The sequence below is a fragment of the Xylanibacter brevis P6B11 genome (genome assembly GCF_000621825.1).
GTDB classification, from domain to species: domain Bacteria; phylum Bacteroidota; class Bacteroidia; order Bacteroidales; family Bacteroidaceae; genus Prevotella; species Prevotella brevis.
In genome coordinates this window covers 252,731-266,369 of record NZ_KK211353.1, presented here as the reverse complement: position 1 = coordinate 266,369, position 13,639 = coordinate 252,731, and the positions used below count along the sequence as shown (strand labels likewise).

10 protein-coding genes and 2 tRNA genes are annotated in these 13,639 nt (G+C 50.6%); all 12 read left to right on the top strand.

Annotation, left to right across the window (positions count from 1 at the left end):
* The first annotated feature begins 104 nt into the window (after positions 1–104).
* Entirely contained in the window at positions 105–806 is a 702-nt protein-coding gene (locus T496_RS0112660; protein ID WP_027451078.1) for a hypothetical protein, read from the top strand.
* 19 nt (positions 807–825) lie between these two features.
* On the top strand, positions 826–2,895 hold the full coding sequence (locus T496_RS14260; protein WP_044111280.1) for a beta-L-arabinofuranosidase domain-containing protein: 2,070 nt from the start codon (positions 826–828) through the stop codon (positions 2,893–2,895).
* 149 nt (positions 2,896–3,044) lie between these two features.
* A tRNA-Val gene (locus T496_RS0112650) sits at positions 3,045–3,119 on the top strand.
* A 34-nt stretch (positions 3,120–3,153) separates the two neighbouring features.
* A tRNA-Val gene (locus T496_RS0112645) sits at positions 3,154–3,228 on the top strand.
* Between the two features lie 153 nt (positions 3,229–3,381).
* Positions 3,382–4,728, top strand: coding sequence for an adenylosuccinate lyase (purB, locus tag T496_RS0112640; protein ID WP_027451077.1), 1,347 nt, complete (start codon positions 3,382–3,384; stop codon positions 4,726–4,728).
* Positions 4,729–4,802: 74 nt separating this feature from the next.
* Positions 4,803–6,164, top strand: a complete 1,362-nt coding sequence (locus tag T496_RS0112635) for a pseudouridine synthase (protein ID WP_027451076.1) — start codon at positions 4,803–4,805, stop codon at positions 6,162–6,164.
* Between the two features lie 126 nt (positions 6,165–6,290).
* Positions 6,291–7,730 (top strand): asparagine--tRNA ligase, encoded by a 1,440-nt coding sequence (asnS, locus tag T496_RS0112630; protein ID WP_027451075.1) that lies wholly within the window; start codon positions 6,291–6,293, stop codon positions 7,728–7,730.
* A 342-nt stretch (positions 7,731–8,072) separates the two neighbouring features.
* Entirely contained in the window at positions 8,073–9,338 is a 1,266-nt protein-coding gene (locus T496_RS0112625) for a hypothetical protein (RefSeq protein WP_027451074.1), read from the top strand.
* 11 nt (positions 9,339–9,349) lie between these two features.
* A complete protein-coding gene (locus tag T496_RS15065) occupies positions 9,350–9,520 on the top strand; it encodes a hypothetical protein (RefSeq protein WP_155808907.1) in 171 nt (56 codons plus the stop codon).
* Between the two features lie 62 nt (positions 9,521–9,582).
* Positions 9,583–10,335, top strand: coding sequence for a nucleotidyltransferase family protein (locus T496_RS0112615; RefSeq protein WP_027451073.1), 753 nt, complete (start codon positions 9,583–9,585; stop codon positions 10,333–10,335).
* A 5-nt stretch (positions 10,336–10,340) separates the two neighbouring features.
* Complete coding sequence (guaA, locus tag T496_RS0112610) at positions 10,341–11,951, top strand: glutamine-hydrolyzing GMP synthase (RefSeq protein WP_027451072.1); 1,611 nt, start codon at positions 10,341–10,343, stop codon at positions 11,949–11,951.
* Between the two features lie 135 nt (positions 11,952–12,086).
* Positions 12,087–13,331, top strand: coding sequence for a permease (locus tag T496_RS0112605; RefSeq protein ID WP_027451071.1), 1,245 nt, complete (start codon positions 12,087–12,089; stop codon positions 13,329–13,331).
* The last annotated feature ends 308 nt before the right edge of the window (positions 13,332–13,639 follow it).

Genomic DNA, 13,639 nt, shown 5'->3' with positions numbered 1-13,639 from the left:
TTGTCTTTTATTGAACTGTTTTTTTCTTTTATTGACTGTATTTTTGTCATTGTTTTGTTTCTTTGGTCGTAATTTTGTGGCGTGAAAACCATAACTTAAAACTGATGAAACAATTAATACTTCTTTTGATGGTGTTTGTTTATGGCACCCTAAATGCGCAGGAAACAGAACAGACCAAGTTGTTGTCAACGCTCATAGATGGACCATGGCTTTGCGCTTACTATCTCTTAAATAGTAATGATGAGTTAGCCGACTTGTCTTCCGATAAATGGGCAGGCCGCTGTGTGGATGAAGAAGAGTGGGTGCAAGGGGTAGGTCCGCTCAGTAACAGTCTCGATCAGTTTATGACGACAGAGTGGGGAAGTCAGCTACAACCAATATTGGTAAGGCGCCATTTTACGCTTACTAAGCAACAGGTGGAAGAACTTCAGGACAAAACGATTGTGTTGACTTGTAGTTACGATGAGAATCCCAGTGTCTATTTGAATGGTAGGCTCATCTGGAACGCCTCAGGGTGGAATGATAATGATTATGATAGTTTTGTACTGATACCTCGTCAGAAAAAGTTATTTGTTGAAGGCGATAATGTGTTGGCTGTATCCTTGAAGCAAGGCGGTGGTGGTGGCCATATTGATTATGGCTTGTATTTCAATGGCTCGTTTAGTACTTCTGGCATCTGCGATGTTGTTCCAGAACAGCAGTCGCGCCAATGTTTCAACCTCTCAGGACAACCTGTCGATGTTCCGGGGAAAGGCATCTCTATTGTCCGCGATGGTACTATAGCAAAGAAAATAATCAGATTCTAAAATAAAAACCTTACAAGAAATGAAAAAGAAATTAGCATTGTTCTATGTATTGTTGGCATCATTGCCGTTGGCCGCTCAGCAGAAAGTGTCTGTTGTTGATCGTCCGGCGATGGGAATGATGGTCAACTATTCATCCTATCGTGCACCCTTACATGGCGGCCGGTTGTTGAAGTTGCCTGTGGGAAAGGTGCAGCCACGCGGTTGGTTGCGCGAGATGTTGAACCGTCAGCGTGATGGTCTGAATGGCCAGTTGGGTACGGTGAGCGCCTGGTTGGACAAACGCAACAACCAATGGCTTTCAGACAAAGGCGACCATGGATGGGAGGAGGTGCCCTATTGGCTTCGTGGCTATTCCTCTTTGGCTTATATCCTGGATGATGAGACGTTGAAGGCTGAAGCACAGGTATGGTTCGATGCCGTGCTGTCTCACTTGAAGGCCAACGGTGAACTGGGACCAAGCGGCACCGATGGCGATCCTAACACACCCGACCTTTGGGCTAAGATGCCAATGCTATGGGCATTGCAGACCTATTATGAATATAGCGGTGACGAGCGTGTGCTGACAGCAATGACCAATTATTTCAAATGGGAACTGACCATTCCCGATGAGCATTTCCTGAAAGGTCTGTGGCAGTCAAAACGCGGCAGTGATAACGAATGGAGTGTGGTATGGCTTTATAATCATACCGGCGACAAGTCTATTCTTCCCCTTATTGATAAGTTGCACCGTTGTGGCGTTGACTGGACATTAAAGAACGACCTTCCCAACTGGCATGGCGTGAATGTGGCGCAAGGATTTCGTGAGCCTGCCACCTATTATATATATAATGGTGATGACCAGATGTTGCAGGCTGCTTACGAGAATCATCAAACCATGCGCCAACGCTATGGTCAGGTGCCTGGCGGAATGTTTGGTGCCGATGAGAATGCCCGCTTGGGTTATACTGATCCGCGTCAAGGCGCTGAGACCTGTGCTGTTGTTGAACAGATGGCAAGTGACGAGATGATGATGGGCATCACGGGCGATCCGTTCTGGGCAGACCATTGTGAGGAAGTGGCTTTCAATACCCTGCCCGCAGCCTTGACCAGCGATATGCGTGCACTGCGATATATCACCTCTCCTAATATGGCTATCAGTGATGGAAAGAATCATGCTCCAAGTATCGATAATAGTCTGCGCGGCATGCTGTCGATGAGTCCTTTCAGTAGTCGCTGCTGTCAGCATAATCATGGTATGGGCTGGCCTTATTTCACGGAACATCTGGTGATGGCCACAACCGATGGTGGACTTGCAACGATGTTGTATTCAGAGAGTGAGACCACTGCGCTCGTTTCTAATGGCCAGGAGATTCGACTTACTGAAACGACTAAGTACCCCTTCGAAGAACAAGTGGTACTGAAGATAGCGACTTCGAAAGCTGTAGACTTCCCGCTCTATCTCCGAATCCCTGCATGGTCAGACCAAACGGCAATCAGCGTCAACGGCACCCCGCTGAGCAATCTGACAGCTGCCAATGGACGTTTTGTCTGTATCGAACGCACCTGGAACGATGGCGACGAGGTTGTGCTGAAGATGCCCATGAGCATCACAACACGTACTTGGCAGAAGAACAAGTCGAGTGTCAGCGTGAACTATGGTCCACTCACGCTCTCGTTGAAGATTGCTGAGCGCTACCAACAACGAGACAGTCGTGATAAGGAGATTGTACAAGATGACTCTCATTGGCAGGAGGGCGTGGATGCCGGCTTGTGGCCTGCTTATGAAATCTATGCTGCTTCCGATTGGAACTATGCACTGCAGATGGACGGACAGTTGCCAAAGGATATCCAGGTGGAGCATCGTCCTTGGCCAACTGATAATTATCCTTTCACGCTCGAGAACGTTCCTCTTCAGTTCAGTGCCAAAGGACGCCAGATTCCTTCTTGGGGGATGGATGCTACAGGCATGACCGATTTGCTGCCCACCTGTTTCGCAAAACGCTCGGATGAAGTGAAACCATTGCAGCTGGTACCTATGGGCGCTGCACGTCTTCGTATCACTTCGTTCCCGAAAGCAGATGTGAAGACCCGCATTGAGGGATGCGAATAAAAAAGCGATAATACAAAGAGATTTTGGTCGCTCTCACCCCGAAAAACAGGGTGAGAGCACTTTTTTTAGGCATTTATTGAAAAAACTTTGGAATTTATTTGGTGGAATCAAAAAAACTCCTTACCTTTGCACCCGCTTACAAAAAGAAAGGGCGCTTAGCTCAGTTGGTTCAGAGCATCTGCCTTACAAGCAGAGGGTCGGGGGTTCGAATCCCTCAGCGCCCACTCGAATAAAAAACCTTTTTCTTTAAGTAAGTTAGGGCGCTTAGCTCAGTTGGTTCAGAGCATCTGCCTTACAAGCAGAGGGTCGGGGGTTCGAATCCCTCAGCGCCCACAAAAGAAGTTGCAATCGTGAGGTTGCAACTTTTTTTGTGTCCTCAAAACAAAAAAAATACTAAAACCGATGCATTTCTTAATTCTATCTTCTTCATTTTTAATAATTATGCTTACCTTTGCACGCTGAAAGATAATTATCTATAAGAGTATCATGGAATTTAATTTATTGACGGCCATCTCGCCTATAGATGGTCGCTATCGGGGTAAGACAGAGCCATTGAGCGAGTATTTCTCAGAATATGCGTTGATTCGCTATCGCATTCGTGTGGAAATAGAGTACTTTATTGCACTATGTGAACTGCCTTTACCAGGTCTTCAGGATTTCGATCATTCACTTTTTGAGACGTTGCGCGACATCTATCGCCAGTTTACACCAGCGGAAGCACAGCGTGTGAAAGAGATTGAATCGGTGACAAACCACGATGTGAAGGCCGTGGAGTATTTCATCAAAGAGAAACTAGACGCCATTGGAAATCTTGACCAGTACAAAGAGTTTATTCACTTTGGTCTCACCTCGCAGGACATCAACAACACGAGTGTGCCCCTCTCTATCAAGGAGGCACTCGAGAATGTTTACTGCCCTCTGCTCGAAGAACTGATCGAGCAGTTGAATGACTATGCCGAAGAGTGGAAGACGGTGCCCATGCTTGCAAAGACACACGGCCAGCCCGCATCTCCTACGCGTCTTGGCAAGGAGGTGATGGTTTATGTTTACCGTTTGGAAGAGCAGCTTCGCTCTTTGAAGGAAACGCCAATGACCGCAAAATTCGGTGGCGCTACAGGTAATTATAATGCGCATCATGTAGCCTATCCTCACTATGACTGGCGCGAGTTTGGCAACCGTTTCGTTAGCGAGAAGCTGGGTCTTGAGCGCGAGCAGTACACCACTCAGATTTCTAACTACGACTGGTTGGCAGCCATCTTCGATGCCATGCGCCGCATCAATACCATCATCATCGACCTTGATCGCGACTTCTGGATGTACATCTCTATGGAGTACTTCAAACAGAAGATCAAGGCTGGCGAGGTAGGTTCTAGCGCTATGCCCCATAAGGTCAATCCTATTGACTACGAGAACTCAGAGGGTAACCTCGGTATGGCCAATGCCGTGCTGGGCTTCTTGGCTCAGAAACTGCCAGTAAGCCGTCTGCAGCGCGACCTGACCGACTCTACCGTTCTTCGCAACGTAGGTGTCCCCATGGGTCATGCCCTGATTGCTTTCCAGAGCACACTGAAAGGTCTGCGCAAGCTGATCCTCAACGAAGAGAAGCTGCACGAGGACCTCGAGAACACATGGGCCGTCGTAGCAGAGGGTATTCAGACCATCCTTCGTCGCGAGGGCTATCCCAAACCCTACGAGGCTTTGAAGGCTCTGACGCGCACTAACCAGAAGATGACTGAAGAGACTATCCATGAGTTCATCCAGAACCTGAATGTCAGCGACAGCGTGAAGCAGGAACTGATGGAAATCACACCATGGACCTATACAGGTATTTAATATTCAACACAATAATTTTTATTTAACGGAGCCGTGAGGTTCCAATTATTAACATCATTAAAGATTCATTTATTATGGATTTCGAAAACGAAAAAAATCATGAAGGGCTGTCAGCAGAACAGCAGAACACAAGCCGTGAAGGCTTCCAGAAAGAATTCAGACCAGTAGGTCGCTCGCCACGTCCACGTATTCATGCACGTCCAGTAAGCAATAACTACGAGCGCCCTAGTTACAACAAGCATAGCCAGGATGAAGAAGGCGGTTTCCGTCCTGAAGGCTTCGGTGCTGGTTTGCAGAGTCAAGCTCCACAGCGAAGCTATCGTCCTCGTACCAATAATTATGGTAATAACGATTACCAGCAGCGCCCACAGGGTGGCTACGGTCAGCGTCCACAGGGTGGCTATGGTCAGCGTCCTCAGGGCGGTTATGGTCAGCGTCCTCAGGGTGGTGGTTACCAGCAGCGTGGCGGTTATGGCCAGCGTCCTCAGGGCGGTGGTTACCAGCAGCGTGGCGGTTATGGCCAGCGTCCTCAGGGTGGTGGTTACCAGCAGCGCGGCGGTTATGGTCAGCGTCCTCAGGGTGGTGGTTATCAGCAGCGTGGCGGTTATGGCCAGCGTCCTCAGGGAGGCTATCGTCCTCGCACAGCCGATTACGATCCCAATGCAAAGTATTCAATGAAGAAGCGCATTGAGTACAAGGAGATCAACTTCGACCCCAATGAGCCCGTACGTCTGAACAAGTTCCTGGCCAATGCCGGCGTTTGCAGCCGTCGTGAGGCCGACGACTTCATCCAGGCAGGTGTCGTTACCGTTAATGGCGAGGTAGTTACCGAGCTGGGAACAAAGGTAATGCGCACCGATCTCGTGAAGTTCCACGATAATCCCGTGACACTCGAGAAGAAGGTTTACGTGCTTCTGAACAAACCCAAGGACTACGTGACCACCAGCGATGATCCCCAGCAGCGTAAGACTGTGATGGATCTCGTGAAGGATGCATGTCCCGAGCGTATCTATCCCGTAGGTCGTCTCGACCGCAACACCACTGGTGTTCTTCTGCTCACCAACGATGGTGATATGGCTTCTAAGCTCACTCATCCTAAGTTCCTGAAGAAGAAGATCTACCACGTATATTTGGATCACAACGTAACTGCTCACGACATGCAGCGCATTGCCGAGGGTGTGATGCTCGACGACGGCGAGATCAAGGCCGACGCTATCGAGTATGCAGATCCCGTTGACAAGAAGCAGGTAGGCATCGAGATTCACTCGGGTAAGAACCGCATCGTGCGTCGTATCTTCGAGAGCCTGGGCTACAAGGTTACCAAGCTCGACCGCGTACAGTTCGCTGGTCTTACCAAGAAGAACCTGCGTCGTGGTGACTGGCGTTTCCTCACCGAGGAGGAGGTTGACCGCTTGCGCATGGGTGCTTACGAGTAATACAAGTCCCCTAAGCTAGGAGACAACAGGGGTCTGAACAGGCGCAGATCCCAACAATAAAGGAGCGTAATGGTCTGATTTCGCTTGTTCAGACCCCCAACCCCCTAATTTAGGGGGCTTAAAACAATGAAAAGAACTAAGATAATCGATGTGCTGAAGAGCACAGAATATGGCAAGGAAGTCTGCGTGAAGGGCTGGGTGCGCACGCACCGCAGTTCGAAGGCTGTTGACTTCATTGCCCTCAACGATGGCTCAACAATCAACAACGTTCAGATTGTGGTTGATCCCACCAAGTTCGATGAGCAGTTGCTGAAAGACATCACCACCGGCGCATGTATCTGCGCCGAGGGTACGCTCGTAGAGAGCCAGGGTGCCGGTCAGAGCAGCGAGATTCAGGCCACCAACCTGGTGGTTTATGGTCTCTGCGGCAACGACTATCCCATGCAGAAGAAAGGCCAGAGCTTCGAGGCTATGCGTAAGAATGCCCACATGCGTCTGCGCACCAATACCTTTGGAGCCGTGATGCGCATCCGCCACAACATGGCAATGGCCATCCATACCTATTTCCATGAGCACGGTTTCTTCTATTTCCACACTCCGCTGATCACAGCCAGCGACTGTGAGGGTGCAGGCAACATGTTCCAGGTCACCACCAAGAACCTCTACGACCTGAAGAAGGACGAGAACGGCAAGATTATCTACGACGATGATTTCTTCGGAGAGCAGACCTCTCTTACCGTTTCTGGTCAGTTGGAAGGCGAGCTGGGTGCCACAGCCCTGGGAGCCATCTACACCTTCGGTCCTACCTTCCGTGCAGAGAACTCTAACACGCCTCGTCACTTGGCCGAGTTCTGGATGGTAGAGCCCGAGGTTGCATTCATCGACCAGGAAGAGCTGATGGATCTGGAAGAGGACTTTATCAAGTACTGCGTTCGTTGGGCACTCGACCACTGTAAGGACGACCTGGAGTTCCTCAATAAGATGATCGACAAGACCCTCATCGAGCGTCTGGAAGGCGTTCTGAAAGAGTCCTTCGTTCGTCTGCCTTACACCGAGGGTATCAACATCCTGCAGGAGGCCATCAAGAATGGTAAGAAGTTTGAGTTCCCCTGTAACTGGGGCGATGACCTCGCTTCTGAGCACGAGCGCTACCTTGTAGAGGAGCATTTCAAGAAGCCAGTCATCATGACCGACTATCCACGTGCTTTCAAGTCGTTCTACATGAAGCAGAACGAGGATACTGCCGATGGCGGTTCTGTAGGTTACAAGGGTGCTGTTGCTCCTGGTCCCACCATGCAGGGTACCGATGTTCTGTTCCCACAGATTGGTGAGATCATTGGCGGTTCTGTTCGTGAGGAGAGCTACGATAAGTTGATGAGCGAGGTTAACCGTCGTGAGATGGATCAGACCCATCTCTGGTGGTATCTCGACACCCGCAAGTGGGGCTCTTGTCCTCATGCCGGTTTCGGTCTTGGCTTCGAGCGTCTCATCCTGTTCGTTACAGGCATGCAGAACATTCGCGACGTGATACCTTTCCCACGTACACCAAAATCAGCAGAATTCTAATTCCTAACGATAGGGGGTGTGTCATTATTGGCACGCCCCCTCTTTTTTTACAATTAATCAACCTTAAAGATGATAAATAACTATTTACTAAAGTTGTGGTTGCTTTTGGCATGTTTTCTTTTGGGAAGCCTTAAGGGTTTTGCCTCCTACAAACTTACCAAAGTAACGTCTGTACAGGCTGGTAGAAAATATGTATTTGAGCGAAATAACCGTGTGCTCAAAATATTTAACGACAATCCAGTCCTTAATACAACATCCAAGTATCTTACGAATGGTCTTACAGGTTATGAGCCATATGTATGGATTGTTGAAGGAACTTCAAATGCGTTCTATTTGAGGAGTATGGAGAAAGGTTACTATTTAAATAATCCATCGACTACATTGTTTTCTTATGGTGATAAGGAATCGACGTGGAAGTTCTCCTTTGAAGATGGTGTTGCACTAATTCAAAACGCAGTTAACGATAGATTCATCGGAGAAAGGAAAAATGATACGTATTCGGCCTATTCATATGAAGATGGTTATCTGAACACGTGTCCTCATGACTTTACAGTTTATGTGCTCGAAGACGAGATAGGGCCTGGCGATGTCTTCCATGAGACATTCGATGTTGTCAATTCACATAATACCAGTTCCTTTGATCATGCAGGATGGACATATTCAGGTGATATCTATCCTGTAGACTTTAAAGGTGGGGTACGTTTAGGAAAAGAAAGCGATGCAGGCTCAATAACCACCCCAGTTCTTTCTTCTTTAACCACGGATGCGGTGATGACAATCAGCGTGCATGGGTATGATGAAGATGAGACCACGCTTTCTGTTACAGGTACCAACTGCAGTGTTGAGCCTAACAAGATTACCGATATCCCAACGAAATATAAGACATATACTTTTCAGATAACGAATGTCGGTGCCAATCCCAAGATTACCCTCTCGGCAGCAGTAGGTTGCCGAATCTATATCGATGACGTACGAATCATGACGCATGCGGCCGTTACGCTGGCAGCCAGCGGCTACGCCACTTATTGCAGTCCTTACGCACTCGACCTGACGCCTACCGACGACTATGCTGCCTATGCAGTCTCGTCCGTTTCGGGTACCACGGTCTGCTTCGCAAAGATACAGGGTAGGGTAGCCCCACAAACTCCCATCGTCCTTTATCAACCTGAGAAGGCGGGCCAAACCGTTCTTCTTCCCATCGTCACTGATGGCGAAGCCGTAGCTCCAAACCTGTTGCGTGGCACGCTTGTTCCCACCCCCATCACAACCGTTGAAGGCGACTATACCAACTTCGGTCTCAGTGGTGGTAAGTTCGTTCGCATCAACGACGGCACCATCAAGGCCAACAAAGCCTTTCTGCCCCTTCTCACATCCAGTCTTCCCTCAACCTCAAATGCTCGTCTCAGTGTGACCTTTGTTGACGAGCCCGCCGAGGTCAACAAGACCAATGAGACCACTGGCATCCGTGCATCCGTTGCTTCGCCCAGTTGTGATGAGCTCTACGACCTGCACGGCCGTCGTGTCGTGCGTCCAGGCAAAGACCTCTATATCATGCGCCATGCCTCAGGAAACCAGCAAGGCAAGACCGTTAAAGTAATGATTAAGTAGTACATTTGACAATGAAGAAAACCTATCAGAAACCCACCATAACTGTGGTGTGCCTCCATACAAATACACAGATGCTCTACGCATCCAATCCCCAGACCACGGCCGATCCAGACGATACTCCCGTTGATGCAGAAGAAATAGAATCGCGTCAGTCCTCTTTCAGTATGTGGACCGACGAATAATCCCCCGTGTCTTATTCAACTATTATTTTGTGTATTCCAAAAAAAATGTGTAATTTTGCAGCATGAAACAGGCAATGGTATTTGCAGCAGGTCTTGGTACAAGACTGAAACCCCTCACCGACACAATGCCTAAGGCGTTGGTGAGAGTAGGAGAGCGCCCTCTGCTGTGGCATATCTTGACTAAGTTGACGGCTGCAGGCTATGAACGCGTGGTAGTCAACGTGCATCATTTTGCCGACCAGATTGTTGACTATCTCAAGACCAATGATTTCGGTATGGACATTCGCATCAGCGACGAGCGCAGCCAGTTGTTAGAGACTGGTGGTGGCATCAAGAAGGCCGGTCCGCTGTTCGACGATACCGCCCCCATTCTGATCCACAACGTAGATATTCTGAGCAATGTAGATTTCCAGTGGTTTGCTCAGCAGCACGAAGCCGACGAAGAAGCCGTTCTGCTGGTCAGCCGTCGCAAGACCAAGCGCTATCTGCTTTTCGACAATGCCATGCGTTTGATGGGATGGATTAACAAAGAAACCGGCGAGATCAAGTCGCCCTACGAGTATGTCCGTCGCACTGGCCTCTCGCAATATGGCGAGCCCCTCAACGAATATGCCTTCTCTGGCATCCATAGCTTCTCGCCCCGCCTGTTCACCCTGATGGATCGTTTTCCCGATCGTTTCCCCATTATCGACTTCTATCTCAGTATCTGTCACCGCTCCAAGGTTGTTGGCGTGGTTAAGGACGACCTGCGCCTTATGGATGTAGGCAAGTTGGATACGTTAGACGAAGCAGAGACATTTATCACATCATTATAAATCATATGCAACAGAAGATCATCATCTTAGACTTTGGCTCACAGACCACGCAGCTCATTGGCCGTCGTGTGCGTGAGCTAGACACCTTCTGCGAGATCTTGCCCTACAACAAGTTCCCCGTTGGCGACGAGTCGGTGATTGGTGTTATCCTGAGTGGTTCTCCCTACTCAGTCCACGATCCCGAGGCCTTCAAGGTTGACTTGAGCCAGTTCGTAGGCAAGGTGCCCGTGTTGGGCATCTGCTATGGCGCGCAGTTCATCTCGCACACACTGGGTGGTAAGGTAGAGAAGGCCGACTCTCGCGAGTACGGACGTGCCAACCTGGAGACTGTCGATACCACGAACCCCCTGTTCAAGGGCTTCGAGCAGCACTCTCAGGTATGGATGTCTCATGGCGACACCATCACTGCCATCCCCAGCGACTTCAAGGTTATTGGTTCTACCAAGGACGTCACCAATGCCGCCTTCGCTTCTACCCAGCAACCCATCTGGGCCGTACAGTTCCACCCCGAGGTGTTCCATTCACTTCAGGGCAAGCAGCTGCTCCAGAACTTCGTGGTTGACATCTGTGGCAGTAAGCAGGAGTGGAGTGCCGCTTCGTTTGTCGATTCTACCGTAGCCGAACTCAAGCAGCAGTTGGGCAACGACCGTGTCATCCTGGGTCTCTCAGGTGGCGTTGATTCTTCCGTTGCCGCTGTTCTGCTCAACAAGGCCATCGGTTCTCGCCTCACCTGTATCTTCGTAGATCACGGCATGCTCCGCAAGAACGAGTTCCAGCAGGTTATGGACGACTACAAGGTGCTGGGTCTGAATGTGATTGGCGTCGATGCCAGCGAGAAGTTCTTCTCAGACCTCGCAGGTGTTACTGATCCCGAGCAGAAGCGAAAGATTATCGGTCGCGACTTCGTCGAGGTGTTCAATGCCGAGGCTAAGAAGATCACCGATGCCAAGTGGCTGGCTCAGGGCACCATCTACCCCGACCGCATCGAGTCGCTGAACATCACTGGTAAGGTCATCAAGAGCCATCACAACGTGGGCGGTCTGCCAGAAGAGATGCACCTGCAGCTCTGCGAGCCACTGAAGTGGTTGTTCAAGGACGAGGTGCGCCGTGTAGGTCGCCAGATGGGTATGCCAGAGCATCTCATCACCCGTCATCCCTTCCCAGGTCCCGGCTTGGCCGTACGTATCCTGGGCGACATTACCCGCGAAAAAGTTCAGATTCTGCAGGATGCCGACGACATCTACATCCGTGGTCTGCGCGACTTCAAGGTTAAACTCAGTGGCGAAGAAGCCCGCAAGGTGCTGGCCGCAGGTATTCCTGCCGATATGAAAGACGGCGAGATTGAGGTTTCGCTCTACGACCAGATTTGGCAGGCCGGTGCCATCCTCCTCTCTACCGTTCGTTCGGTAGGTGTGATGGGCGACGAGCGCACCTACGAGCATCCCGTTGCTCTGCGTGCCGTTACCTCTACCGATGCCATGACAGCCGACTGGGCTCATCTGCCCTACGAGTTCATGGCTAAGGTCTCTAACGAGATTATCAACAAGGTGCGTGGTGTCAATCGCGTATGCTACGACATCTCGTCAAAGCCACCTGCAACCATCGAGTGGGAGTAAGATTGCTTTCCCCAGTTGCTAATTCCCGCGCTGTCGGGACAGAGCAATACCTACAATAGAGTATAATGAGACTGAGATAACATTATTTCAGTCTCATTTTTTTGTGCCTCCCTCCTTTTTTAGTACCTTTGACGCATGAATTTACAAAGCTTTTTTTCTTCACTATTGATGGTGGTGGCCGAGATGGCCCCCTACCTGTTGTTGGGCTTCTTCATTGCTGGTGTGCTGCATGTCTATGTGCCCCAGCGCTTCTATGCCCGCTATCTGTCGGCCAACAACCGTTGGTCGGTGCTTTGGGCAGCCCTGTTGGGCGTGCCCCTGCCACTCTGTTCGTGTGGCGTCATCCCTACAGCCATTGGCCTGCGCAATGAGAAAGCCTCCAAGGGCGCCATTGCCTCGTTCCTTATCGCCACGCCACAGACGGGCATCGACTCTATCCTAGCCACCTTCTCGCTCATGGGACTGGGCTTCGCCATTGTGCGTCCGGTAGCCGCCCTCATCACCGGTGTGTGTGGTGGCCTGCTGGTCAACCGTCTGATTCGCCACGATGACTTCTCCGACGATGCCACAGCCACCTGCGCCGTAGAGCAGGGCAGCAAGCCATGGCGCGTGCTGAAGTATGCCTACTACGACATGATTCGCGACATCGGGTTGCGTCTGCTTGTAGGTCTTGTTGTGGCCGCCCTTATCCAGGTGGCCGTGCCCGACGAGTTTTTCCTCAGCTTTGGCAGCGAGCCCTTGCTCCAGATGCTGGTCATCCTGGCCATTGCTGTGCCCATGTATATCTGTTCCACGGGCAGTATCCCCGTGGCTGCGGCTCTTATGATGAAAGGCCTCTCGCCCGGTGCCGCCCTGGTGATGCTGATGGCAGGTCCTGCTGTCAACCTCGCTTCCATACTCGTGGTCCACAAGTCTATGGGCCGTCGCTTCACAGCCATCTATCTGGCCACCATCGTTGGCTTCTCGGTCTTGTTTGGCTTGTTGCTCAACGCCAGTGGTCTGACCCTCTTCCGTCCCGTGGTCAGCGATGCCTGTTGTGCCAGCGATGTCGTGCTGCCCAGCCCCTTCAAGCTCGTCTGTGCAGTCGCCCTGACCCTCATGATTGCCTTTGCCCTCTTCATGAAGTGGCGCGATGGCAGGGGTGAAGCCAAACCTGCAGAGGCCGACGAGGTGATTTATCGTGTAGAAGATATGCACTGCAGTCATTGCGAGGCTGCTGTGGTTCGTGCCGTCGAGTCACTCCCCGGTGTCACATCGGCCAAGGCAAATGCTTCGGCCTGCACCCTCACTGTCAAGGGCGCTGCCACCGAGGCCGACGTCCAGCAGGCTGTCGAAGGCATTGGCTACACCTTCAAGGGTCGTCGTCAGCAGCAAGCCTGAGTCTGGTTACGGCAAGCCCCAGGTTTCCTTACGGCAAGCCATCCCTTTCGTTACGGCATACCCGAGCTTTCCTTACGGCAAAGTCAAGGTGCCCTTACGGCAAAGTAATTGTATGCTCGCAGCGCCTCATTTGTTTAGTGCCTCCAAACGGTCCGTTTGGGGCCTCCAATCCAACCCTTTGGCGCCTCCAAACCAGTCGTTTGGGGGCACCAAACGTTTTGTTTCCCTTAAAAACTCCCTGAAACGTTTGTAGGTGTCGAAAAGAATTACTACCTTTGCTGCAAACTTATAACTACAAGTAATTTACT